This window comes from Streptosporangium sp. NPDC050148 (assembly GCF_055586505.1).
The window spans coordinates 14,053-37,865 of sequence record NZ_JBVJIA010000054.1; the positions used below are offsets into that span (position 1 = coordinate 14,053).

The 23,813-nt window shown below is 73.3% G+C and carries 25 protein-coding genes; 5 read left to right on the plus strand and 20 right to left on the minus strand.

All coding sequences use genetic code 11. From position 1 onward, the window contains the following. Positions 1–16 precede the first annotated feature (16 nt). The 16 genes from ACZ6RT_RS35780 to ACZ6RT_RS35855 all read right to left on the minus strand — a co-directional run bounded on the left by ACZ6RT_RS35780 (position 17) and on the right by ACZ6RT_RS35855 (position 16,945). Positions 17–751 carry a hypothetical protein gene (locus tag ACZ6RT_RS35780; RefSeq protein ID WP_470158422.1) on the minus strand — a complete coding sequence of 245 codons (735 nt, stop codon included), beginning with the start codon at positions 749–751 and terminating at the stop codon, positions 17–19. Between the two features lie 74 nt (positions 752–825). Beyond that, positions 826–2,019, minus strand: a complete 1,194-nt coding sequence (locus tag ACZ6RT_RS35785) for a hypothetical protein (RefSeq protein ID WP_470158424.1) — start codon at positions 2,017–2,019, stop codon at positions 826–828. A gap of 157 nt (positions 2,020–2,176) precedes the next feature. Continuing rightward, complete coding sequence (locus ACZ6RT_RS35790) at positions 2,177–3,070, minus strand: phytanoyl-CoA dioxygenase family protein (RefSeq protein WP_470158425.1); 894 nt, start codon at positions 3,068–3,070, stop codon at positions 2,177–2,179. 69 nt (positions 3,071–3,139) lie between these two features. Next, on the minus strand, positions 3,140–4,033 hold the full coding sequence (locus tag ACZ6RT_RS35795) for a glycosyltransferase family 2 protein (protein WP_470158427.1): 894 nt from the start codon (positions 4,031–4,033) through the stop codon (positions 3,140–3,142). A gap of 95 nt (positions 4,034–4,128) precedes the next feature. Beyond that, entirely contained in the window at positions 4,129–5,784 is a 1,656-nt protein-coding gene (locus ACZ6RT_RS35800; protein WP_470158429.1) for a lipopolysaccharide biosynthesis protein, read from the minus strand. Positions 5,785–5,810: 26 nt separating this feature from the next. Continuing rightward, complete coding sequence (locus ACZ6RT_RS35805; RefSeq protein ID WP_470158431.1) at positions 5,811–6,959, minus strand: hypothetical protein; 1,149 nt, start codon at positions 6,957–6,959, stop codon at positions 5,811–5,813. Continuing rightward, on the minus strand, positions 6,956–8,335 hold the full coding sequence (locus tag ACZ6RT_RS35810) for a DUF4910 domain-containing protein (protein ID WP_470158432.1): 1,380 nt from the start codon (positions 8,333–8,335) through the stop codon (positions 6,956–6,958). The genes ACZ6RT_RS35805 and ACZ6RT_RS35810 overlap by 4 nt, the downstream gene beginning before the upstream one ends. Then, positions 8,332–9,375 (minus strand): NAD-dependent epimerase/dehydratase family protein, encoded by a 1,044-nt coding sequence (locus ACZ6RT_RS35815; RefSeq protein ID WP_470158434.1) that lies wholly within the window; start codon positions 9,373–9,375, stop codon positions 8,332–8,334. The genes ACZ6RT_RS35810 and ACZ6RT_RS35815 overlap by 4 nt, the downstream gene beginning before the upstream one ends. A gap of 5 nt (positions 9,376–9,380) precedes the next feature. Next, entirely contained in the window at positions 9,381–10,031 is a 651-nt protein-coding gene (locus tag ACZ6RT_RS35820; RefSeq protein ID WP_399185454.1) for a PIG-L deacetylase family protein, read from the minus strand. After that, positions 10,028–10,825, minus strand: a complete 798-nt coding sequence (locus ACZ6RT_RS35825) for a sugar phosphate nucleotidyltransferase (RefSeq protein WP_399185453.1) — start codon at positions 10,823–10,825, stop codon at positions 10,028–10,030. The genes ACZ6RT_RS35820 and ACZ6RT_RS35825 overlap by 4 nt, the downstream gene beginning before the upstream one ends. Beyond that, positions 10,822–12,081, minus strand: coding sequence for a methyltransferase domain-containing protein (locus ACZ6RT_RS35830; RefSeq protein ID WP_470158436.1), 1,260 nt, complete (start codon positions 12,079–12,081; stop codon positions 10,822–10,824). The genes ACZ6RT_RS35825 and ACZ6RT_RS35830 overlap by 4 nt, the downstream gene beginning before the upstream one ends. 79 nt (positions 12,082–12,160) lie before the next feature. Further along, on the minus strand, positions 12,161–13,228 hold the full coding sequence (locus ACZ6RT_RS35835) for a glucose-1-phosphate thymidylyltransferase (RefSeq protein WP_470158438.1): 1,068 nt from the start codon (positions 13,226–13,228) through the stop codon (positions 12,161–12,163). Further along, positions 13,228–14,697 carry a sugar transferase gene (locus ACZ6RT_RS35840; RefSeq protein ID WP_470158440.1) on the minus strand — a complete coding sequence of 490 codons (1,470 nt, stop codon included), beginning with the start codon at positions 14,695–14,697 and terminating at the stop codon, positions 13,228–13,230. Before ACZ6RT_RS35840 ends, ACZ6RT_RS35835 begins: the two co-directional genes overlap by 1 nt. A 238-nt stretch (positions 14,698–14,935) precedes the next feature. Then, a complete protein-coding gene (locus tag ACZ6RT_RS35845; RefSeq protein ID WP_470158442.1) occupies positions 14,936–15,286 on the minus strand; it encodes a hypothetical protein in 351 nt (116 codons plus the stop codon). Positions 15,287–15,344: 58 nt separating this feature from the next. After that, on the minus strand, positions 15,345–15,968 hold the full coding sequence (locus ACZ6RT_RS35850; protein WP_399185449.1) for a GntR family transcriptional regulator: 624 nt from the start codon (positions 15,966–15,968) through the stop codon (positions 15,345–15,347). Then, positions 15,965–16,945, minus strand: coding sequence for a DMT family transporter (locus tag ACZ6RT_RS35855; protein ID WP_470158444.1), 981 nt, complete (start codon positions 16,943–16,945; stop codon positions 15,965–15,967). Before ACZ6RT_RS35855 ends, ACZ6RT_RS35850 begins: the two co-directional genes overlap by 4 nt. Before the next feature lie 211 nt (positions 16,946–17,156). Between ACZ6RT_RS35855 and ACZ6RT_RS35860 the strand changes: the two genes are divergently transcribed. Then, positions 17,157–17,726, plus strand: coding sequence for a barstar family protein (locus ACZ6RT_RS35860; protein WP_470158445.1), 570 nt, complete (start codon positions 17,157–17,159; stop codon positions 17,724–17,726). Here ACZ6RT_RS35860 and ACZ6RT_RS35865 read toward each other — a convergent pair. Then, the gene (locus tag ACZ6RT_RS35865; protein ID WP_399185446.1) at positions 17,636–17,977 is read right to left on the minus strand and encodes a hypothetical protein; all 342 of its coding nucleotides are present in this window, start codon (positions 17,975–17,977) and stop codon (positions 17,636–17,638) included. The two genes, ACZ6RT_RS35860 and ACZ6RT_RS35865, sit on opposite strands and share 91 nt — an antisense overlap. Positions 17,978–18,241: 264 nt before the next feature. Between ACZ6RT_RS35865 and ACZ6RT_RS35870 the strand changes: the two genes are divergently transcribed. Both ACZ6RT_RS35870 and ACZ6RT_RS35875 read left to right on the plus strand, forming a co-directional pair. Beyond that, a complete protein-coding gene (locus tag ACZ6RT_RS35870) occupies positions 18,242–20,281 on the plus strand; it encodes a sensor histidine kinase (protein ID WP_470158447.1) in 2,040 nt (679 codons plus the stop codon). Then, on the plus strand, positions 20,278–20,655 hold the full coding sequence (locus ACZ6RT_RS35875; protein WP_470158449.1) for a DUF742 domain-containing protein: 378 nt from the start codon (positions 20,278–20,280) through the stop codon (positions 20,653–20,655). Before ACZ6RT_RS35870 ends, ACZ6RT_RS35875 begins: the two co-directional genes overlap by 4 nt. Here ACZ6RT_RS35875 and ACZ6RT_RS35880 read toward each other — a convergent pair. After that, positions 20,642–21,196 carry a GNAT family N-acetyltransferase gene (locus ACZ6RT_RS35880; protein ID WP_470158451.1) on the minus strand — a complete coding sequence of 185 codons (555 nt, stop codon included), beginning with the start codon at positions 21,194–21,196 and terminating at the stop codon, positions 20,642–20,644. The genes ACZ6RT_RS35875 and ACZ6RT_RS35880 overlap by 14 nt on opposite strands. Before the next feature lie 230 nt (positions 21,197–21,426). Here ACZ6RT_RS35880 and ACZ6RT_RS35885 point away from each other — a divergent pair, with 230 nt between their 5' ends. Next, positions 21,427–22,059, plus strand: a complete 633-nt coding sequence (locus ACZ6RT_RS35885; RefSeq protein ID WP_470158453.1) for a GNAT family N-acetyltransferase — start codon at positions 21,427–21,429, stop codon at positions 22,057–22,059. Here ACZ6RT_RS35885 and ACZ6RT_RS35890 read toward each other — a convergent pair. After that, positions 22,004–22,657, minus strand: a complete 654-nt coding sequence (locus ACZ6RT_RS35890; RefSeq protein ID WP_399185439.1) for an NUDIX domain-containing protein — start codon at positions 22,655–22,657, stop codon at positions 22,004–22,006. The genes ACZ6RT_RS35885 and ACZ6RT_RS35890 overlap by 56 nt on opposite strands. A 124-nt stretch (positions 22,658–22,781) precedes the next feature. Then, entirely contained in the window at positions 22,782–23,153 is a 372-nt protein-coding gene (locus ACZ6RT_RS35895) for an STAS domain-containing protein (protein WP_470158455.1), read from the minus strand. A gap of 300 nt (positions 23,154–23,453) precedes the next feature. On the opposite strand from ACZ6RT_RS35895, the gene ACZ6RT_RS35900 reads away from it, so the two are divergent. Continuing rightward, on the plus strand, positions 23,454–23,681 hold the full coding sequence (locus ACZ6RT_RS35900; RefSeq protein ID WP_399185436.1) for a hypothetical protein: 228 nt from the start codon (positions 23,454–23,456) through the stop codon (positions 23,679–23,681). Positions 23,682–23,813 lie beyond the last annotated feature (132 nt).

A 23,813-nucleotide genomic window follows, 5' to 3' on the forward strand; every position in this document is an offset into this window, starting at 1 on the left:
ACGGCAGGGGACACGGTCACGGGGCCCTCACCCGCGCGGCGCGGACGGCCGGGCGGCCCGCGGGCCCGGGCGCGGACGGTGCCGGTCCCCGGCTCCCCCGCCTGCGCGCGCGGGCGTCCAGGAAGCTCTCCAGGGAGAACACCGACGCCAGGCTCGCGAGCACTCCCAGCAGCAGTGCCGCGGCGGCCCCGCGGGACTTGCCTCCGCGCTGGGGAAGCGGCTCGGTCGGCGCCACCATCTCGCTCATCGCGATGTAGGTCGCCGGTGGCGCGTCGAGCTGTCTCTGCCGGGAGGCCAGTTCGATCCTCGCGCGGTCCCTGACGCGCGTCACGATGTCCCGCGCCCCGGCCGGGGTCATGCTCCTGCCCTCGATGTAGACGAACGGCCCGCCGTCCATCGCCTCGGGGTTGGTGCCGCCGTTGGTGACCGTGAAGGTGGTCTCGCCGTCGGGCACCACGCCGAGCGCCCGCGCCGTCTCGGGCGTGCCGATGACCTGGATGAGCATGGAGGCGGACATGCTCAGGCCCTGGTCGAAGTTGAGCAGGGGGTTGGTCAGGCCGTTGGGGCGGGCAGGGTCGCTCGGCAGGCTTCCGCCGGTGGGCGGGATGGTCAGCACGAGCACCGCGTTCGAGACGTAGGGCGTCGGGATCGTCGCGTAGACGCCGACCGCGGCGGCCAGGGAGAGCAGGAAGGCCGGCAGCGCGACGTACCAGCGCCGCGTCACGATGAGCACCGTTCCCCAGAAGTCCACGCGCTCTCCTTCCTTTTGTCCGATGGGGGCCGCCGGGCCGGGAACCGTGGCTCCCCGTCCGGTGGCCGGGTCGTCTAGCGTCTGCGCCGCGCGCTCCTGGTGCCGTCCGCCCGTCGCGCCGCCGCCCTGCGCCTGCGCCGTCTCATGGCCCTGGCGCTCTCCGCGCCGTCCGTCCCCCGGCCCGCCGGGTGCGCCGGTTGCGCCGGATGGACGACGGCCGGTTCCCGGTCGCCGCGGCCACCGTTCTCCGGGTCGTCGGCGCCCCGGCCGGCCGGGTGCGCCGGGTGCTCCGGGTGCTCCGGGTGCAGGACGGCGGGCGGTTCCCGGTCGCCCCGGCCGTCGGCGTCCCCGTCGCCGCGTTCCGCCGTCCCGCCCTGACCCCGTGTCCCCTGTGTCCCCTGCGCGCGCTGACCAGGTGTCCCCTGCGCTCCCGCCGGTCCGGCCGGACCCTCCGGGCCGCCGGTGCCCGCCGCGTCGCCGGGGTCCGCCGGTGCCCTGCCCGCGGCCGGGTGCGGCACCCCGGCGCGGCCGTCGCCCGAGCGCTGCCGGAACACCCTGCGGCGCTCCACGGTGTACGCGGTGCCGAGACCGAGGAGCACGACCAGGAACGCCGCGCCGCCCGCGGCCCGCGCGGGGCCGCTCCGGTTCGTCTCCGGCGGGCCGGGCGGGACCACGTCGACGAGCCCGATGAAGGTGGACGCCGGGGCGCCGAGCACCTCCTGCCTGCGGGTCAGCTCGCTCCGCAGGCGCACCTGCGCCTGGGACATGACGACCCTGACGGTGTCGGCGGAACCGCTCTCGACCTTCACGTACACGAAGGGGCCGTTCGTCAGGATGCCCATCATGCTGGGGTCGTTGCGGCCGTCGTTGATCACGACCTCGGTGGGGCCGTCCTCGGTCACGCCCAGCTCCGCCATGACCGCCTTGGTGTTCATGGCCAGGATGAGGATCCCGGCCGTGGTCCGCAGGCCGTCGCTGAACTGCAGCAGCGGGTTGCTGCGCCCCTGCGGCTTGACCGGGTCCAGCGTCCCTCCGGCCGGAGGCGTGGTCAGCACCATGGACGCGCTCGACACGTGGCGTACGGGCACCAGCGCGAAGGTGACCGCGGCGGCGAGAAGCGCCAGGCCGAGCAGCGGGAACCCGACCCGCCTCCGTCTGGAGAGGGCGAGGAGGGTCTTCCAGAACTCCACTACGTCCCCGCTCTCCCGGACGTCCAGGACGGCCCGGACGGGGTGGGTATCGGTGGTGGCACACGAACTCCTTGTCACTGTGGCGTCGCTGTGGCGTCACGGGGATCGCACCGGGGTGGCGGCCGGGACCCGCACCCGGCCGCACCCGGGACCCGCTCGGAACCCGATCGGGACGCGCTCCCGGCCCGGCTCCCGGCCCGGCTCCTGGTCCGGCTCGCGGCCCGGCCGGGACCGGTCAGGACCTGGCCAGGGCCTCCGCCTCGTACTCCAGGGCGAGCTCCTCCGGCATCGGGGCGAGGTCGGCGCAGCGTACGAAGTCGCGCAGGGTGGTGCCGGTGCACGCCGCGTCCACGTTGCGCGCGCCCCTGCGGGCGCGCACGTCGTCGATGTGCACGGTGCGGAAGTCGATGCTGAAGCGGGTCCTGCCCGAGGTGTTGGGCACCGTGGAGTGCAGCTGCGCGCCGGAGAAGACCAGCACGCCGCCGGGTTCCGGCACCACCCGGACCTGCGGTTCGAGCGTCACCTCCTCCTCGGGCCGGGGCTGTTCCCTGGTGTCGCCGCGCACGTGCCTGGCGGCGGTGAGCCTGCTGGTCCGGTTCCACTCGGCGTAGTCGTAGCGCGCGCTGCCGTTGCGCACCGGGGTGCCGAAGTACTGGGGATGGAAGGCCATCACGTTCTCCGGGACCACCTCGTAGACCGGGATCCACCAGTTGACCTGGTTGAACGGGGCCGAGTACCAGCAGTCGCGGTGCGGGTGGAAGGCGTAGGAGATGCCCGAGGTCAGGTAGTCGTGGGAGGTGGAGGTGCGCAGCCTGGGCACGTCGAAGTAGGTCCGCTCCAGGTCGCAGCCCAGCTCCCGCAGGATCTCCGGCAGCAGTTCCTTGCACCGGGGGTGGTGGATGAAGCGCGGCTTGAGCGACGCGAGCAGCTCGGCGAACTCCTCGACCGGCATGTCGAACTGGGCGGTCTCCGGGTCCCGTCCGCCGAACGCCTCGGCGACCAGCTCGCGGGCGAAGGCGGCCAGCAGGCCGGAGGCGGACGTCGCCGAGTGGACGAAGACCTGCCCGTCGTAGAGCAGTTCCCTGCGGGTGTCGTCGTCCACCCCGCTGTTGGAGAAAACGGTGGTCACGGTGGTTCTCCTCACTGAGGTCACTGGGACGGCCGGTCGGCCGGGACACGCGCGGATCGGGGACGCCCGTCACCGCCCGGCGCCGAGAAGGCCGGACGCGACCGAGGCGAGCCTGCGTCCCCGGCGGGCCGCGGTGAGCCGGTGGCGGCGCGCGTACATGGCCAGTACGGCCGCGCGGGCGCGACGGCGGCGCCGCGGGCCGAGGTCGCTCTCCCGCAGCCAGCGCAGCAGCTCGGCGCACTGCAGGACGGTGGAGCAGCGGGCCCGCCAGGGCGGCACGTCCAGGCGGCGGGCGATGGCGGGCAGCGGGTCGTGCTTCCAGTTGCGGTGGGCCAGCACCTCCGGGACGTGCCCCCACGGCCCGGCCAGCGCCAGCTTCGCCGCGAACACCTCGTCCTCGCGCAGCATGTTCCTGCGGCGGATCCCGGCCGTCGGGTCGCGCCGGAGCAGACCGTAGAGCGGGTCGACGAGCAGGTGGCTCTCGTTGAGCAGCCGCAGCATCGTGGTGAACCGCTCGACCGGGTCGTCCGAGCCCAGCCCCGGCCGGTCCAGGGGGGCGGTGGCGACCGTCCCGTCGGGGCCGGTGTAGGCGACCTGCGTGGTGACCAGCACGAGCCGGTCGTCCTCGGCGAACGCCCGCAGGGACCGGGAGACGCACGCGGGTTCCAGCCGGTCGTCGTCGCCCACCCAGCGGAAGTACGCCCCCTCGGTCAGCGCGACCGTGCCGACGAAGTTGTCGAACAGGCCCACGTTCTCCGGGTGCCTGCGGTAGCGGATCCTGCGGTCGCCCGCGGCCAGGTCGCGGCAGATCTCCTCGGTGCCGTCGGTGGACGCGTTGTCGGAGATCACCAGCTGGAGGTTCTCGTGGTCCTGGGCGAGCACCGAGCGGACCGCGCCCTCGATCCGATCCGCCCCGTTGCGTACGGGCAGCACGATGGACACCAGCGTCTCGGAGTTCGGCATCCGGTCCCTTCCTCTCCATCCGTTCGTCCGAGCCGCCCGGGTCTCCGGGATCGCCGGGGTTCTCGGGGTGTCTCCGGTCGGCCCGCTCACCCCGTTCATCCGATACGCCCTGTTCGTCCGAGCCGTCGTGGCCATCCGGGCCGCAGGAGCGGCCCGAGCGCGCGCAGCCGGTCCGCGGGGACGACGACCAGGACGTAGACGAGCAGCCCGCCGCCCCCGGCCAGGCAGAGCCGCAGCAGCACGGGGCCGCCGTCCGTCCCGCCCGCGACCCCCGCGATCGCGCCGGCGAGCGCCACCGTGACCGCGGCCGAGAGCGCGGAGCCCAGCAGCGGGCGCACCAGGGTCGGTGGCACCGGAGCCAGGCGCACCCCCGCGCGGCTCAGCACCAGCGCCGCCATCGGCAGGGCCACCAGCACTCCGGCCAGCGCGTGCCCGATCGCGGCGCCGCGGACCCCGTACCAGTGCGTCCCCGCCCACAGTGCGGGCACCAGCGCCGCGGCCCAGACCAGGTTCATCCACACCGTCGCCCGGGTCGCGCCCGCCGAGGTGAGGACGTCGAAGGCCAGGGACGTGAGCATCCGCACGACCATCAGCACCGCGAGCACCGCCAGGACACCGGCCGCGGGCGCCCACGTGGCGCCGTACAGGAACGCCACGATCTCCGGTGCCAGCGTGGCCGTCACCACCGCGACCGGCAGCACGGAGGCGACCAGCAGGGGCACCGACCGCTGCACGCCCAGCGAGAGCGCCTCCGGCCGCTGCTCGGCCAGCCGGGAGAAGCTGGGCACGGTGACGTAGCGCAGCGCGGTCCCGATCACGCTGGGCACCCAGCTGGAGACGTTGAACGCCAGCAGGTAGAAGCCGAGCGCGACCGGGCCGAGCACGGCCCCGACGATGACGTAGTCGGCGTTCATCAGCACCGCCTCGATGCCGAGCCCCAGGGCCAGCGGCGCGCCGAAGCGCAGCAGCCTGGCCGCGACCTCCCGGTCGAAGCCGAGCCGGAACGGCAGCCCGGCCCAGGCGAGCACCAGGACGCCGGTGACGGTGTTGGCCGCGACCTGCCCGGCGGCGAAGCTGTACGCGCCCGCGCCGTTCGCGGCCAGGGTGATCGCCACCGCGGCGTTGACCAGTGAGCCCGCGATGTTGGCCCTGGTCAGCCGGTCGTGCCCGAACCCGCGCATCAGCGAGCCCGCCCGCACCGCGGTGACGCCGTCGATGAGGATGACCGCGGTGAGCAGCCGGACCACGGGCGTGGCCTCCGCGCTGCCCGCCAGCTCGGCGAAGTACGGGGCGATCACCCAGAAGATCCCGTATATCCCGGTGCTGAACGCCACCGCCATGACCGTCGCCGTCGGCGCCATGTCCTCGACCCTGCCGCGCCACTGCACGGTGGCCGCGATGATGCCGACGTCGTTGACGTGCATGACGAAGGTGGTCGCGGCGAGCGCGATGGCGTAGAGGCCGAAGTCCTCGGGCGCGAGGAGCCGGGCGAGCACCAGGCCCATGACGAAGGTGGTCGCCTTGGTGCCCACGTTGCCCAGCAGGCTCCAGCGCAGCCCGCGCCCGGCCTTGGCGCCGATCGCCCCCACCTGCTCGTCGGCGGTGGGGGCGTGCGTCCCCTCGGTGTTGGCATCGCGCGCCTCGTCGGCAGTGGGGTCGGGCGTGCCGTCGGCGGTGGGGTCGGGCGTGCCGGAAGGACCGTGCGCGCCCGTGTCGTGCGCGCCGGTGTCCCGTGCCTGCCGCTGGTCCATCCGTGCCTTCCGCCGCCTCGTGGGTGTCAGCCGAGTTCCTCGACGCGTTCGAGCCAGATCTCCCGCCAGAACGGCACGAACTCGCGCGGGCAGCTGACGTTGTACGCGCCCGCGCAGACGACGCCCTCCAGGACGATGCAGGAGTTCTTCATCCGCAGCATCCGGCCGGTCTTCTCGTCCAGGCACCGCTCGACCCGGGCGCTGACGCGCGCCACGTGCCCGCAGTAGCGCGACATCTCCTCCTCGAACCCCATGCCGCGGTTGAGCAGGTCGCCGTTGAGCGTTTTCAGGATCTCCGCCTTGGACCTGACCCGGACCAGCTCGCCCGGCCGCAGGTCCAGGGTCCGCGTCGGGGTCTTCGCCCCGGCCTCGCCCCTGACGAACCCCCAGCGCATCCCGCCCCTGATCCACAGCCACCTCGGCAGGAGGCGCTTGGCGGCCTGCTGGTAGCGGTTGAACAGGCCGACCAGGAGCGAGCGCAGCATCCACGGCACGCCCACGTTCCCGGTGCGCACGTCGGCGACGTACTGCCCGACGTCCTTGAGCGGCAGGCAGGTGGGCGCGGCGCGCAGCAGCTCGGTGGCCTGGCAGGAGAATCGCTCCTCGCCGTCCGGGCCGGGCTCCTTGCGGGTGGCGGCCTGCAGGATCGGCAGCAGCGCGCGGCCCGCGGCGAGGTCGCGCCCCGGGCCCGGACCACCGGGACCACCGGAACCGTTCGGGGAGCCCTCGGCACGCGACGGGACCCGGCCGTCCGGGGAGCCGGAACCGTTCGGGGAGACGGAACCGTCCGGGGAGACGGGGTCGGTCGGGGAGCCGGGGTCGGCCGGGGAGATCCGCCTGAGCCACGCCTCCTTCCAGTAGAACTGGCAGGCCGTCTGGCAGCCGCCGTGCGCCGCGCCGTCACAGCGGGCCCCGGTCAGGTGGACGGCCCGCTCCATCCGGCGCATGCCGCTGCCGCCGATCGTGTCGCAGAGCTTGTGCGCCACCTTGTGCACGGTGAGCCGCCGCCCGCACCAGGCCAGCATCTCCGGCATGAAGGGAAGCCCGTCCAGCTCCCCCCGCTCGTCCAGGGTGGCCATGATCTCGGCCTCGCCGAGCACCTCCACCGTCTCGCCGACCCGGAGCCCGAGGACCCCGGCAGCCGGTGCACCCGTCACGACCCGTGACCCCGTCATTCCGAACACTCCTTGAGAAGTCCCGACCCGCGCAGGGCGCGTGCCGCCTCCGCCACCGTGCCGAAGGGAAGATCCGCGCGTTCGGCGATGTCCAGCAGGCCGTGCTCCCCGTCGGAGAGGTTCAGCACCCACAGCATCGCCATCTGGGCCGCCTGTGTGTCGCTCCGCCCGCCCAGCGACCCGTACAGGCCGCGCCTGCCGAGCTGCGGCTCGCCGTACGGGCTGAGGTTGAGGTGGCGGCGGTCGCCCTCCAGCACCCGGGTGACCTCCCAGCAGGTCTCCAGGGTGTCCGCCATGGCCTCGGGCGAGACGAAGCCCGGATCGTCCCCCGAGGTGTGATATTCCGGGTATCCGGCGTAGGGGGTCCGGGTGAGCGAGCCGACCGGCAGGTCGAAGCCGGGCGAGCAGAACTGCCGCTCGTCGTAGCCGTACGGGGAGAAGTCCACGACCCGGTGCTCGCGCCCGGAGGTGCGCAGGACGTGCCGCACGGCACGGTCGATCACGGCGTCCCCCCGCCTGCTGCGCTTGTACGTCAGCGGGCCGCGGTCCCCCGCGCAGGCCAGCACCAGGCCGTGCCGGACGCGCCCGACGCGCTCGCGGTTGCGCGCCAGCCAGGTGATCGCGCCGATGGTGCCCGGCGCGAACAGGAAACGGTAGGTGTACCACGGGTCGCTCCCGGCGAGCCGGCGCGCGAGCCGGACGGCCACGGCGATCCCCGCCAGGTTGTCGTTGGCCAGCGAGGGGTGGCACACGTGGCAGGAGACGAGCACCTCCTCGGCGACCCGGCCGGGCACCACGTGCTCGCCGTAGGTCAGGTGGCCGTCGGCGAGCGTGGAGTCGATCATGACCTCGTACGGTCCGTCGGGCAGGCCCTCCAGCGTGTCGTGGGCCAGGCAGAAGCCCCAGGTCCGCGCGTAGTAGCTCGTCCGGTACGGGACCAGGCCGGGCTGCTCGGGCAGCGTGTGCAGGTGGCCGCGCAGCTCGTCCAGGGTCATGACGGCCGACACCGGGACGCTGTAGCCGACCACGTGCAGGTTCGACGCGGCGAAGTCGACGACCCTGGTGCCGGAGGGGTCCTTGACGTAGGCGTCGCGGATGTTCCACTCCTGGGGCACGGTCCAGTCCAGGACCTCGGTGCCCGTCGGCACCTCGCTGACCCGCAGCGGCAGGGACTCCCCGACGATCTCCAGGGTGCGGCGCACGCCGTCGCCGGTGATGCTCCGGCAGATCGGGTAGAGCCGCTCCACCAGGGCGTGCATCTCGCGCCCCTCATCGGCGCCACCGGCACCGCCCGCCCCGGCCACGCCGGTCGCCCCGGTCACACCGGCCGCGCCACCAGCGTCGCCCGCACCGTCCGCACCGTCCGTCCCGCTCACGCCGGTCGCCCCGCCGTCGCCCGGCGCGGGCGCAGCGCGCCGTCGACGGTCCCGGCCTCGCGCCGGGCCGCCAGATGCGCCAGCCGGGTGAAGCGGCGGTGGAAGTCGTCCGAGGTCAGGCCGTACCGCCGGTAGGCGTCGGCCAGCTCGGCCGCGCCCGCCCCGACCGTCCAGCGGGTCCGGTAGCCGGGCAGCGCGGCCCGCACGCGGGAGAAGTCGACCCGGTAGGAGCGCGGGTCGGCCCCGGTCTCACCGGTGATCACGACCTCCGCGCCGGGCACCGCCTCGGCGACCTCGTCCGCGATCCGGGCGACGGTCAGGTTGTTCTCCTCGTCACCGACGTTGAACGCCCTGGCGTGCACGGCCTCGCGCGGCGCGGTCAGCGCCAGGGCGAAGGCGTCCGCGATGTCGGCGGCGTGCACCAGGGGACGCCACGGCGTGCCGTCGGAGAGCACCTTCACCTGCCCGGACAGCAGCGCGTGCCCGACGAGGTTGTTCAGCACGATGTCCGCGCGCAGCCGGGGCGAGAACCCGAAGGCGGTGGCGTTACGCAGGAACACCGGGCTGAAGTCGTCGTCGGCCAGCGCCAGCAGGTCGTCCTCGACCCGGACCTTGGAGTCGGCGTACGGGGTCACCGGCCGCAGCGGCGCGTCCTCGTCGACCAGGTCCTCACCCGAGGCGCCGTAGACCGAGCAGGTGGAGGCGTACAGGAACCGGCGCACGCCCGCGTCGCGGGCCAGCCGGGCCAGGCGCACCGCGGCGCGGTGGTTGATGTCGTAGGTCAGCTCGGGCGCCAGCGCGCCCAGCGGGTCGTTGGACAGCGCGGCCAGGTGCACCACCGCGTCCGTCCCGGCCAGCATGGCGGCGGTGACGTCCCGCAGGTCGACGGGGTGCCCGGGCGGGTCGCCGGGCGCGGGGCCCAGCACGCACCCGGCGAACAGGCCGGAGTCCAGCCCGGTCACCTCGTGCCCGCGGGCGGTGAGCACCGGGGCCATCACGCTCCCCAGGTATCCCTGGTGCCCGGTCAGCAGCACGCGCATCGGGTTCACCCTCCAGCCAGGTCGAAGGTCAGTTTGCCGACGTGGAACGCCTCGGCGTGGCGGGCGCGGCACTCGACGCCGCGCAGGCGGGCCAGCCCGAGGAACACCTCGCGGTCGTACCAGGGGCGGCCGTGCTGGGAGGGGTAGTGCCGCTCCAGCAGGTCCGCCTTGGCCTCGGCGACCTCGGGCGCGAGCGGCTGGTAGGCGCTGGGGCGGCCGAGGTCGCCGTCCCACTTGACGATCTCGTAGCCGAGCACCTGGTGGTCGCGGAAGGCGGTGGGCACCAGTTCGGCCAGGCCCCGGTGGTCCTGGTGGGCGTCGCCGCGGTGCGGCGCGAACACCAGGTCCGGGTCGACGCGCGTGCGCAGCTCCTCCACCGCCGCCTTCGCCTCCTCCCAATACGCGGGCAGCCGCCCGTCGGGCAGCTTGAGCACGGTCGGCCGCAGGTCGGCCCCGGGGCAGAAGTCGGCCAGCGCCGCGCGTTCCTCGTCCTCGCGCGCGGTCCCGCCGCCGGACAGCACCAGGGCCTCCACGGTCAGGCCGGGACGCGCGGAGCACAGGGTGAGCAGGGTGCCGCCCGCCCCGATGGCGAGGTCGTCGCAGTGCGCGGCCAGCAGCGCGATCCGGCCCGTCGCGGCCGGCCGGAAACCGATCACGGGACCGTCACCGCCGCGGGCCCGCGTTCCCACAGCGCCCAGGGGCGGTCGCCGCGCGAGTACGCCTCGTCCAGGGCGACCCGCTCCCTGACCGTGTCGGTCGGCCGCCAGTAGCCGCGGTGCGGGTAGGCCAGCAGCCTGCCCCGCTTGGCCAGCTCGGCGCAGCCGTCGCCGACCAGGTCGCCGCCCTCCGGGATGTGCTCGAAGATCTCCTGGCGGAGCACGAAGTAGCCGCCGTTGACCCAGAGCGGCATCTCGCTGACCGGCGTGATGCCGCCGACCGTGCCGCGCTCCCCCAGCTCGATGCAGTGGAAGGTGTCCGAGGGCGGCACCACCATCATCGACGCGGCCGCGCCGGACGCGTCGAACCGGTCGACGATCTCCGGCAGCGGGGCGTCGGTGAGCACGTCGGCGTAGTTGGCCAGGAACATCTCCTCGCCGTCCAGGTGGTCGCGGACCCGGCGCAGCCGCTCGCCGATCGGCGAGGTGATCCCGGTCTGCACGAACGAGATCGACCACTCGGAGATGTCGGTGGACAACAGCTCGACCCGGCCGCCGCGGAGCACGAAGTCGTTGGACGTCGTCTCCTGGTAGTCCAGGAAGAACTCCTTGATGTGGTGGGCGCCGTAGCCCAGGCAGAGGATGAACTCGGTGTGCCCGAAGTGCGCGTAGTAGCGCATCACATGCCAGATGAGCGGCCTGGGCCCGACGAGCTGCATGGGCTTGGGCACGTCGCCGGCGGTGCCGGTGCGCATCCTGCTGCCGTATCCGCCGCAGAAGAGGACGACCTTCACGGGTTCACCTCGACGATCTCCAGTTCGGGAATGGGGAGGACCAGCCGGCCACCCCAGTCGTGCACGTAGGACAGCTGGCCGACGAGCTCCTCGCGCAGGTTCCACGGCAGGACCAGCACGTAGTCGGGCCGTTCCTCGGCCAGGCGCTCGGGCGGCAGGATCGGGATGCGCGTCCCCGGGGTGAACCTGCCGTGCTTGTACGGGTTGCGGTCCACGGTGAAGGGCAGCAGGTCGGGCCGGATCCCGCAGTGGTTGAGCAGGGTGTTGCCCTTGCCGGGCGCGCCGTAGCCGGCCACCGTCCTCCCCTGCCGGGCCGCCTCCAGCAGGAAGGCCAGCAGGTCGCGCCGCACCCGGGCGACCCGCGCGCCGAACTCGGCGTACCCGGACAGCTCGTGCAGGCCCGCGGCCTTCTCCTCGGCGAGCAGCGCGGCCACCCGCTCCCCGGGCTCCCCCTGCTCCCCCTGCTCCCGGGTGGCCTCCTCGGGCCTGGCCCACAGCCGGATCGACCCGCCGTGGGTGGGCAGCCGCTCGACGTCCACCAGGCGGAGCCCGCCGGAGGCCAGGGCGGCGCGCGCCGAGTCGACCGTGTAGTACTGGAAGTGCTCGTGGTAGATCGTGTCGTACTGGTTGCCCGCCATCAGCGTCGGCAGGTACTGCACCTCGATCGAGACCCAGCCGTCGTCGGCGACGAGCGCGCGCAGCCCCCGGGTGAACCCGATCACGTCCGGTACGTGGGCGTAGACGTTGTTGGCCACCACCAGGTCGGCCGGGCCGTGCCCGGCCCGCACCGAGGCGCCGGTCGCGGGGTCGAGGAACGCCGTCCAGGTGGGCACCCCGGCCTGCCGCGCCGCCCGGCCGACGTTCTCGGAGGGCTCGACGCCCAGGCAGCGGATGCCCAGATCGGCGACGTGCCGCAGCAGGTAGCCGTCGTTGCTGGCCACCTCCACCACGAACGAGCCGGACCCCAGCCCGAGCCGTTCCACCGCCCCGTGCACGAAGGTCCGCGCGTGCTCCACCCACGAGGTCGAGTACGAGGAGAAGTAGGCGTACTCGGTGAAGGTCTCCTCGGGGGTGATCAGCGGCGGGATCTGCGCCAGCCGGCAGCCGGTGCAGACCCGCAGGTGCAGCGGGTAGGTGACCTCGGGCTCCTCCAGCTGCGCCTCGGTGAGGAAACGCTCGCACGGCGGCGTGGCGCCGAGGTCGACGACGCTCGCCAGGCTCGTCGAGCCGCACAGCCTGCAGGGTGTCATGGACATGCCTCTCGTCCCGGGGCACGGCCCCGCGGGGCTCCGCGTGGTCGCGGACGGGTCGCCCCGCGTGTCCCGCCGGATGTCGTCACGAGCTGATCTGGACCTTGCTGTGATCACCCAGCACCAGGCGGTGGGCGCGGGGGACGGCGGGCGCGGGGGTGACCTCGACGTCGTGGCCGATGAGGGAGGCCTCGATCCGCGAGACGCCCGCGATCGACGACCGGGGCAGGACGATGGAGTACTCGATCTCGCTGCCGCTGACCGTGCAGCCCGCCCCGATCGAGGTGAAGGGGCCGACGTAGCTGTCCAGGACGCGCGCCCCGGAGCCGATGACCGCGGGCCCGACGATGCGGGAGCGCTCCACCTGCGCGCCCGCCTCGACGACCACCCGGCCGATCAGCTCGCTGGCGCCGTCCACCCGGCCGTCCACCCTGGGCTCCAGGGACTCCAGCACCAGCCGGTTGACCTCCAGCATGTCGGTGACGTTCCCGGTGTCCTTCCAGTAGCCGGAGATGATCGTGGACTCGACCCTGCGGCCCGCGGTGATCAGCCAGTGCAGGGCGTCGGTGATCTCCAGCTCCCCGCGCCAGGAGGGCTTGAGCTCGGCCACGGCCTCGTGGATCGCGGCGGTGAACAGGTAGACGCCGACCAGCGCGAGGTCGCTCCTGGGCACGGCCGGTTTCTCCTCCAGGCACACCACCCGGCCGGCCGCGTCCAGCTCGGCGATGCCGAACTGCCGGGGGTCGCCGACCCGGGTGAGCATGATGTGGGCGGCGGGCCGCTCGCGGGCGAACCGCTCGACCAGGTCGCTGACGCCGCCGACGATGAAGTTGTCCCCCAGGTACATGACGAAGTCCTCGTCGCCGAGGTAGTCGCGGGCGACGAGCACCGCGTGGGCCAGGCCCAGCGGCGCGGCCTGGCGGATGTAGGTCACCTCCAGGCCGAACGCGCTCCCGTCGCCGACGGCCGCCTCGATCTCGGCGTACGTGTCGCCCACCACGACCCCGGTCTCGCGGATGCCCGCCGCGGCGATGGCCTCCAGGCCGTAGAACAGCACCGGCTTGTTCGCCACGGGCACGAGCTGCTTGGCCGAGGTGTGGGTGATCGGCCGGAGCCGGGTGCCCGACCCTCCGGCGAGCACGAGCGCTCTCACTAGTAGGCCCCTTCTCCGCCGGTGACGGCGCTCCAGGTCTTCCACAGGATCTGCAGGTCCAGGAAGAGCGACCAGTTCTCCACGTAGCGCAGGTCCAGCCGGACCGACTCCTCCCAGGTCAGGTCCGAGCGCCCGCTCACCTGCCACAGGCCGGTCATGCCGGGCCTGACGACCAGGCGGCGGCGCACGTCCTCGCCGTACTGCCTGACCTCGCCGGGCAGCGGCGGGCGCGGGCCGACGAGCGACATCTCGCCGCGCAGCACGTTGAGCAGCTGCGGCAGCTCGTCGATGGAGTAACGGCGCAGGAAGGCGCCCACCGGGGTGACCCTTGGATCGTTCCTGATTTTGAACAGCACGGCGTCGACCTCGTTCTCGCGCTCCAGGTCGAGCCTGAGCCGTTCCGCGTCGGTGACCATGGTGCGGAACTTCACCACCCGGAACTCCACGCCGCCCTTTCCCACCCTGACCTGACGGAAGAGGGAGGGGCCCGGACTCGTCGCGCGGATCAGCGCGGCGATCGCCAGCATGGGCACGCCCAGGACCAGCAGGACCATCAGCGCGCCGGTCCGGTCGAAGAGGCTCTTGGCCAGGCGGCGGACCCCGCGGAAGTCGGGGTGCTCGACGTGCAGCAGCGGCATCCCCGCCACCGGGCTGATGCTGATGCGCGGGCCGGCCACGTCCATGAGCGCCGGGGCCACGAACAGGTCGGTGCGGGCGTCCTCCAGGCCCCAGGCCAGCCTGCGCAGCGCGGCGCCGTCCAGCTCCGGGCAGGCCAGCACGGCGACGGCGTCGGCGTCCACCCTGGCCACCACCGTGGCGACGTCGGAGAAGCCGCCCAGGACCGGGATCCCGTCGATCTCCACCAGGCCGGACGTCAGCGGGTCGGGGCCGGTGGGCAGGCACGCGGCGACGACCGTCATGCCGTGGTGCGGCTGCCTGCGCAGCTGGATGACCAGGTCGAGGACGGACTCGCGGTGGCCGACCGCGACCACCTGGCGCATGTAGTCGCCGCGGGCGCGCCTGCGGTGCAGCCGCTTGCGCATCCGGTAGCGGAAGGCGACGGTGAGGACGCAGGCCAGCGGGAACATCGCCATGACGAAGCTGCGGGCGATCGGGGTCTGGGTGACGTAGGCACCGATCGCGACGGCCGCGGTCAGGCCCGCCGCGCCGTTGAAGACGGCGCGGAACTCGTCGCTGCCCTCCCCGTGCGTACGCCCGCGGTAGGCGCCCCCCGCCACCAGCGCCAGCGGCCAGACCAGGGCGAGTCCCAGCCCGAGCAGCGCCTCGGCCTCGGGGATGTACGCGCCGAGCCAGAGCCGGACGCCCAGCACCGTCTCGCAGGCGATCACCGAGCACGCGACGTCCCCGGCGAGCAGGATGCGGACGTAGGAGTGCGTCCAGATGCTGGAGGCGGTCCGCGCCGGCCCCCGGGGCAGTCCGAGGGCGAGCTCCTCGATCTCCGCTCTCATGCCACCTCGCCCACGACGCCCGGACGCGGCGGCGTGAATCACCGCGCATCACATTTCAGTGGTCAACGCATTCCCGACAGGCCGGAGGCCTCGATACCAGGGAAATACTAGTGATCACTATTGGGCGGGGGAATAGCGGTAACTGTCCACTATCGGCCGAGGAGCAGCATAAGCAATGCCTTGACGGAACGATCCAAACATGTACGTTTCGCCATTGGATAATGTAACTAATTCTAAATTAGTCGTATTCAAAATCCGGAAGGGCCGACGGCGGCTCGGGGCTGCGCCAGACCACGACGTAATCGTCGCGCGCGGACTCCACGGCCGCGCCGAGCCGCTCCAGATCGAAGTCCGGGAGGTAGCGCAGGCGGGCGAGGAAGGTCGCGTCGGTCGCCGAGCCGGGCACCACGCATCCCTGGCCCTGCCGGTCGAGAAGGATGTACAGGATGTCGGAGTCCGGCTCCTCCGTCACGCGCACCTCGACGACGTCCTCCCACGCGAGGGCGTCGACGCTGCCGTCCGCGTAGTGACGGGTCACGCCTTCTTCGGTGACGTACACGTAGGAGTCCGGCACTGGGTTGCCGTGCATGGGCGCGATTGTGACGACTCCCGGGCTCCGCGTGCAATAGAGCCATGCACATCGATGCCTATCGATCGCCCCAGTGATGGTCGAGATGGACGGCGACCGCCCTTCTCGCGGCCTCCCGTGGTCCGCGGGCGATCGCGTCCAGCAGGTCCCGGTGCTCGGCGACCAGCACGTGCCGGTCGGAGTAGACCTCGCGCAACCGCACCAGGCCCAGCCGGGTCTCGGCGGCGAGCATGCCGTAGAGCCGTTCCAGCCGCGGGCTGCCCACCGCGACCACCAGCGCCTGGTGCAGCGCCATGTGCCCGGCCACCGCCTCCGACCAGGGGGCGTCGGCGGGCAGGGCCGCCATCCGGGCCAGCGCCTCGTCCGCCTCCGCCACCCGCCTGCCGGCCAGCGTCGTGGCCACCAGGTCCTCCAGCGGGCGCCGGACGAACATCAGGTCGTCCAGGTCGGCCACGCTCACCTCGGCCACGTGGGCGCTGCGGTGCCGCTCGCGCCGCAGCAGCCCCTCGTGCACGAGCACGGCCAGCGCCTCCCTGACGGTCGGGCGGGCCACCCCGTACAGGGCCGAGAGCTCCTGTTCGGGCAGGGGCGTGCCGGGGGCGATCTCGCCGGACAGCACCCGCCGGCGCAGGGCGTCGGCGAGCGCGCCGACGGCGGAGACGGGATGCAGCGGCAGGGTCACGCCGACGACCCTATTGCCCTCCGGCCGCCGCTTCCGGCCGCGTCCCCGTCCCCGTCCCCGTCCGGCAGGGCGACCGCGACGAGGCTGACCCCGAGCAGGACCAGCCCTGCGGCCGACACGGGGGTGAGCCTCTCGCCGAGCACCACCACGCCGAGCAGGGCGGCCACCGCGGGCTCGGCCAGCGCCAGGGTGGCGGCGGTGGCGACCGGCGTGGTGCGCAGGCCCCTGCCGTAGAGCAGGTAGGCCAGCGCGGTGGTGGCGCAGCCCAGGTAGAGGGCGGTGAGCAGGCCGCGCGGCTCGGCGAGCCAGCCGGTGCCGGTCCACAGCAGGACCGGGACCATGACGAGCGCGGCACCGCCGAACATCAGTCCCATCACCGCGTCCGAGGGCGCTCCCGCACCGATCGCGCGTGCCGCGGTGACCGCGTAGAACGCGTACAGCAGGCCGCCGAGGAGGGCGAGCAGGACACCGTCGGCGCGCACCTGGCCCCCGCCACCGGTGAGCACGGCGCAGCCGGTGATCGCCACCGCGGTCGCCCCGGCCCAGCGGCGCCCGGGCCGCACCCCGTCGAGGAGCCAGGACAGCAGGCCGGTGAAGACCGGGCCGCTGCCGATGGCGACCACGGTGCCCACGGCCACCCCGGTCCTGCCGACCGCGGCGAAGAAGCAGAGCTGGTACGCGGCCACGGCCAGCGCCGCCGCCACCAGCGGGCCCGGACGGGCCGGGAACCGCAGGGACCGGGCGGGGCAGGCCCGCGGGGGGCCGTCCGGGGAGGGGTTCCGCGGGGAGCCGCCCGGGGCGCCGCGGCCGGGGGCGAGCGTCGGCCGCAGGGCCGGGAGGGTGACGGCCGCGAGCACCAGGCCGCCGATCACCAAGCGGGCCGCGGCCAGGGAGACGGGGTCGACCCCGGCCACGAGGACGCCCGCGGTGCCCGCGGTGCCCCAGAGCACGGCGGCTCCGATCACGGCGATTCTCATGGGTCGATTGTAGGCATATTGTCTGACAACCAGACAAGAATTGTGGAGCACCATCCCCGGCCGGTGCGTTCCCCGGTTTTCCGGGCGGCGGGGGCGGGTACTTCGGCCAGGTGAGACATCCCCGGAACAGCACGAACAGCGGGAACAGGACGAGTGCCGGGGTGCACGGGAACGGCCCCCGGTGGGCCGGCGACGGGATCGGGTGATCGGGATGCCCAGGGGAACGTTCCGGCACGGGCCGGTGAGCGAGGTGAGCGTCGTGTTCGGCGGCGCACCGCTGGACGGCGCGGCCCATACCGTTTCGGACGGCGCCGGAAGGACCGCGCCTTCGGACGGCGTCGGCGGCACCGCGCCCGACGTCACGTCGAACGGCTCGTCGGGTGGCGCCCAGGGCGGCACGCCGGACACCGCGGCCGAGGCCTTTCCGTCCGGCGCGGCCGGGGCCGCCCCGGGCACGGCGGTCGGCACCATGGAGGGCACCCTCACGGTGCACCGGCTCGACGGCGCGAAGATCACGACCTCCGCCGAGGCCATGGACGCGATCGCCGAGGCCCTCGACCTGCCCGACCATTTCGGGCACAACCTGGACGCGCTCTACGACGTGCTGACCGACCTGTCCTGGCTGCCGCCGGGCGAGCACCTGCTGGTCTGGACGGAGCCGTCGGCGCTGCGGGCGGCGGACCGGCCCGCCTACGAGGCCGTCCGGACCGTCCTCGCCGACGCCGTGGCCGACGACGCCCCCGGGGAGTCCTTCCTGTCGGTTCTCATCCTGACCGACTGAGCCGTCGCCACGCAGTGCGCGCAGAAGGCGCCGGCGCGCCCCTCGCGGCAGCTGCAGTGCCGGCGCAGGACGCCGTCGACGACGCGGAACTCGACGCACGCGGCGCCGTCGTCGACCTCGGCGGTCACCAGCGCCGGGCTGAACCGGACCAGCTGGACCGCTCCCGCCCCCGCCAGTTCCCCGCCGCGCGTCAGCGCCGCCGGTTCCGCCCGCTCGGCCTCGGCTCCGATCAGATCCGCGATCTCTTGCATCGGTGCCTCCCTCCTCATGAAGAGACGTACCCGAAGGGTCGATGGTTCCGCGATGACAAGATGCGATAAATCCTGCCAAAGGGAATCATGTGCATGGCTGTTGGTAAGTGATCCATGTTGCTAGTGTTTCGCCACCGTTAACCGCGCAGTGCAATGGTGCGAGGGATTATGGCTGGCCGAAAGTACACGATCGGGGTAAAGATTTTTACCCTGCTTCTTGTACCAATCGTATCCCTTGTATTGATCTGGGCGTTCGCGGCCGGTTTGACCCTACAGGGTGGCCGGGAACTCCTCGCGATCCGCGACGGTTACCAGAACGTCGTTCTGCCCGTGAGGGCGATGACCACCGCGCTCCAGCACGAGCGCCTGCTCTCGCTCTCCGTGCTGGGGGACGTGGACGCCTCGCGTGCCGGGCTGCAGGCCCAGCGGGTACGGACGGACCGAGCCCGCTCTGAGCTGGAACGGACCATCACCAGGGCCGGGCCGGACCTCGCCCCCGGCACCCGGGAACGCCTGGACCGGTTCCGCGCCGCGCTGGACCGGCTCGCCGGCACCCGCGGCACGGTCGACACCCGGGCCGAGACCCGGCTTCGGGTCCTGGACGCCTACGGCGAGATCATCGCGGTCGCGTTCGACGCCTACGAGAAGATCCGGATATCCGGTGACATGGAGCTGACCGACCAGGCGCGGGCCCTGGTCACGGTCGGGCGGAGCCGCGAGATGCTCAGCCGGCAGGCCGCGCTGCTGGCCGGGGCCGCGGTCGAGGGGGCCATGACCCCGGCCGAGCACACCAGGTTCGGCGAGCTGGTCACCGGCCGGAGGCTGCTGTACTCGCTGGGGCTGGAACAGTTCGACCCCGAGTTCCGGGCCCTGTACGCCTCCCTGCACGACTCCGCCGCCTACGCCTCGTTCGAGCGGATCGAGGACGCCGTGGTCGCCCACGCCATGCCGTCCCCCTCCTGGGCGACGGCCGCCACCGCGCTCTCCGACGCCTTCGACAGGCGCGCCGGGGACGTGGGCGCGCGCATCGGCGAGCGTTCCGTGCCGCTCGCCCGGCAGGTCCTGATCCGGATCGGCCTGGCCGGCGGGCTCGGCCTGCTGGCCGTGGCCCTGTCCGTCTTCGTCTCGGTACGGTTCGGCAGGCGGCTGACCCGCGAGCTCGCCGGGCTCCAGCGGGCCGCCCTGGAGCTGGCCGAGGAGCGGCTGCCGGACGTGGTCCGGCGGCTCCGCCGGGGCGAGGACGTCTGCTCCGAGGTGCCCGCGATCGACGTCGGCAGCACCGCCGAGGTCGCCGGGGTGGCCGAGGCGTTCTCCTCGGTCCAGCGCACCGCGGTCGAGGCCGCCGCCGACCAGGCCCGGCTGCGCAGGGGCGTCAACGAGGTGTTCGTGAACCTGGCCAGGCGCAGCCAGTCCCTGCTCTACCGGCAGCTGGCCATGCTGGAGGCGATGGAGCGGCGGGCCGGTGACCCGGAGACCCTGGAGGACCTGTTCGGCCTCGACCACCTGACCACCCGGATGCGCCGCCACTCCGAGGGGCTGATCATCCTGTCCGGGGCCACCCCCGGGCGCGGCTGGCGGGAGCCCGTCACGGTCCACGACGTGGTCCGCGCGGCGTCCGAGGAGATCGAGGACTACCCGCGCGTGACGATCGACGTCCCGTACGGGCCGTGCGTGACCGGCCCGGTGGTCACCGACGTGATCCACCTGCTCGCCGAGCTGGTGGAGAACGCCGCCCTGTTCTCTCCCCCGCACACCCGAGTACGGGTGCACGGCGAGACGGTCGCCAGGGGCTACGCGATCGAGGTGGAGGACCGGGGACTGGGCATCTCCCCCGAGGAGACGGACCGGCTCAACGCGCTGCTGGCCGATCCCCCCGAGTTCGACCTGGCCGACAGCGAGCGGCTCGGCCTGTTCGTCGTGGCGCGGCTCGCCGCCCGGCACGGCATCCGGGTCCTGCTGCGCCCCTCCCCCTTCGGGGGCACCACGGCGATCGTGCTGCTCCCCCAGGAGCTGGTGGTCGACCCGGCCGCCCTGCGCCTCCCCCGGCCCGGCGAGGAGGAGAGACGGTCCGCGGCGGAGGGCGGCCCGTCCGGACGAGCGGGGCGGAGCGTGCCCGGCGCCCCCCTCGGGGGACCGGACCCCGCGGTGAGCGGCGCGGCACGGACCGGCGGCCGGGAGAGCCGGAACGCCAGGGACGGCAGGGAGAGCAGGGACGGAAGGGACGGCGAGGAGAGGGTGCCGGGCGGCGTGCTCACCTCGTTCCGGGACGGATGGCGGCGCGCCGGGCAGGACGGCGGGCCGTGACGGGCGAGCGCCGGTTCGACCGGGAGGCCGGTCCGGTCGTCCGCCCCTACACGATGACCCGGGGCCGGACCAGGGCCTCGGGAGCCCCCTTCGACCTGCTGACCCCGGTGGTGGCGACCGGCGCCCCGCGCCGGGGCCTGCCCGCCGAGTACGTGTCGATCCTGGACGCCTGCCGGGCACCGCTGCCGGTCGTGGAGCTGGCCGGGCGGACCGGGCTGGCCGTCGGGGTCCTCAGGGTGCTCCTGGGCGACCTGCGCGAGAGCGGGCTGATCGTCGTGCCGCCCCCGTCCTCCCCGTCCGCTCCGTCCGCTCCGTCCGGGATGCCGCACGAGCAGGTGCTCCGCCACCTGCTCGCCGCCCTCAGGGCCCTGTGAGCCGTCCGCGCCCGTTCCTTTCGCCGGGTTCGAGGCCGGGCGGGGCCGGCCGGTCGGTGGCCAGCCGGGCGTGCCGCTCCACGTCGTAGCGGACGCCCTCGTGGCGCAGCTTGGCCCGTTCGACCCCCTCGGGCAGGAATCCGGCCCTGGTGGCCACCGCGCAGGACGCGACGTTGCCGATGCGGTGTCCCAGCTCCAGGCGGAACAGCCCGCGCTCCAGGAACGCCCACTCGGCCAGCCTCATGGTGGCCGCCACCGCCACACCGCGCCCCCGGGCGCGCGGGAGCGTCCAGTAGGAGACCCAGCCGGTGTCGTGCGCGTCGATGTTGCTCACCGCCACGTTCCCCACGACCTCCCCGCCGCAGACCACGGCGAACGCCTGCGCGTCGTCGCGGAACCCCCAGATGCCGATCCACTCCAGCGCCGCCCGCGCGGTGTCGACGGGCCGGGCCGCCTGGTCGGCCATGTCCGGGGAGCGGAACGCGTCGAGCACGACCGGCACGTCGTCGGGTCGCCACCCGCGCAGCTCCACCTCAACCATGCCGTGCAGGGTATTGCCCGGCGGCCCGCCCGTGAAGGGACAGCGGATCCGCCCCTGAAGGGACAGCGGATCCGCCCGTGAAGGGACGCCGGTCTCGGCCGTCAAGGGCACCGGTCCCACCGGGGCAGGGCGCCGGATCCGGACCTCCGGAGGCCGCCGGTTCGCCCCGGAGACTTGATCACCCGGAGACGGATCTTGTGAGAGCGGTTTCACGACGACAGGATGGGCCCATGACGACTGTCCGGCCGTACCGCCCCGATGACCGTGCCGCGCTCTACGACATCTGCGTGCGGACCGCCCACGAGGGCGGTGACTCCCGGCACATCTACCCCGACCTCGACCTGATGCCGAGTATCTTCGCAGCTCCGTACGTGTTCCTCGAACCCGATCTGGCCTTCGTGCTGGACGACGGCGGTCGCGCGGCCGGCTACGTGATCAGCACCGCGGACACCGCCGCGTTCGCCCGCGCGTTCCGGGACAGGTGGCTGCCCCGGGTGAGAGAGCGCTTCCCCGAGCTGGACGGGCCGCCCTCCTCGCCGAGCGAGGTGATGATCGATCTGTTGCACCGGCCGGAGCGCATGGTCCTTCCCGAGCTGGCCGCCTACCCGGCGCACCTGCACATCGACCTGCTCCCGTCCCACCAGCGCAGGGGAGGGGGCCGCGCCCTGATGCACGCCCTCCTCGACGCCCTGCACGGAAAGGGGGTGCCGGCCGTCCACCTCGGCATGGTGAGCACGAACACCGCGGCCAGGGCCTTCTACGACCGTCTCGGCTTCCACGAGATCCCGGTCCCCGACCCCGGCCCGCTCACCTATCTCGGCCGGAGAACGGACCGGACAGCGCCGCCCACTGCAGCAGCATGATCGCCTTGGCGTCGGCGATCTCCCCCGAGGCGATCATGTCCAGCGCCTTGCGGAAGGGCAGTTCCAGCAGCTCGATGTCCTCGCCGTCGTCGGCCAGCCCGCCGCCGTCGGAGACCTTCCGGTCCGCCCGGTACGGCGCGGCGAAGAAGTGGATGCGCTCGGTCACCGACCCGGGGCTCATGTAGACGTCGAAGACGTGCTCCACCTCCCCGATCTCGTAGCCGGTCTCCTCCTGGGCCTCCCGGCGGATCGCGGTCTCGGGGTCGTCGTCGTCGAGCAGCCCGGCCGCCGTCTCGATCAGCATGCCGTCGGGGTGGCCGTTCGCGTAGATCGGGTAGCGGAACTGCCTGATCAGCAGGACGGTCTCCCGCTCGGTGTCGTGGAGCAGGACCGTCGCGCCGTTGCCGCGGTCGTAGGTCTCCCGCTGCTCGGTGCTCCAGCCGCCGTCCCGGCGCAGGTAGTCGAACGTCGTCCTGCGCAGCACGTACCAGCTGGAGGAGAGCAGCTCCACCTTCCGCACCCGCACCCGCGGGTTGCCGGTCAGGTCCAGCCCCGCCCTGTCCAGTCCGGTACGTCCCCGTCCATCCGGGACGTTCACCCCGGGCACCTCACCGGACACGGCTCACCTGCTCTTCCCCTCCGCGGCGGGCCGCGCGGCCGGGCCGGCCGTCGGCCGGACCCGCCCCAGGTCCGGGAGCGGGTCCACGGGCGACAAGTCTGCCCTAGTTCACCCCGTTCCCATCGGCCGGGGAGACGGCCCTCAGCGACGCGGAGACGTCGGGGTCGCGGGAGAACGCCGCCGCCAGGCCGGTCACGGTGAGGATCCGTTCCAGGACCCCGTACACACCGGCCAGCCGCAGGGACCCTCCGGCCGCGCCGGCACGGCGCTGGAAGGCCAGCATCGTCCACAGGCCGGTGGAGTCACAGAAGCTCAGGCCGCTGACATCGAGGACCAGGTGACACGCCCCGCCGTCCAGCTGCTCCGCCAGCACGTCGTGAAGCCGGGGGCTGGACAACTTGTCCAGCTCACCGTCGAGCGCGATGACCGAAGCGTCCTGGTGCCTGCGAACTGAGAGATCAAGCCGCGTCGTCATCCTCCACGATCCTTACGCCGGTTGTGCCGAGGCTATTTTAAAGATCTTGGGGAGAAGACACTCTCCGGCCAACTGCAACACGCCCGTAAGCGAATCGCATCCCGGCCTTGAGCCTCCCGTCACCCTCCGCAGCGGGCCCGTGCCCGGAAATCGTCCACATCGGATCGGGGGTCCCAGATAGATCTAGGACCTGTGGGGCACTCAGCAGCTATGAGCCACGATCCGGAGAGCCACGACTTCATTGGGAAGGGGGTCGGCGATGGACTTTCGGGCCGACCCAGGACAATGGGAGAGATCGCCGTGAATCTGGCGGTCAGCGAATCTCTCGCCAACCACGGTCACCACGCGCTGGTCAACGCCCACGAGGCCGCGGCCAGCAGCCACCAGCTCATGGCCGACGCGGGTGTGGGCGATGTCGACCAGCATCTCGAACTGGCACGGTGGCACCGCTGGTGCGCCATCGTCGAGGACCAGCTCGCCGACGAGGCGGACCAGCGGACTCCCGCCAAACGGGACCGGAACGACTGACGGACCGGAACGACCGGCGAGGCCGAAGGACGGCAGGAGCGGGGGGGGGGGGGGGGGGGGGGGGGGGGGGGGGGGGGGGGGGGGGGGGGGGGGGGGGGGGGGGGGGGGGGGGGGGGGGGGGGGGGGGGGGGG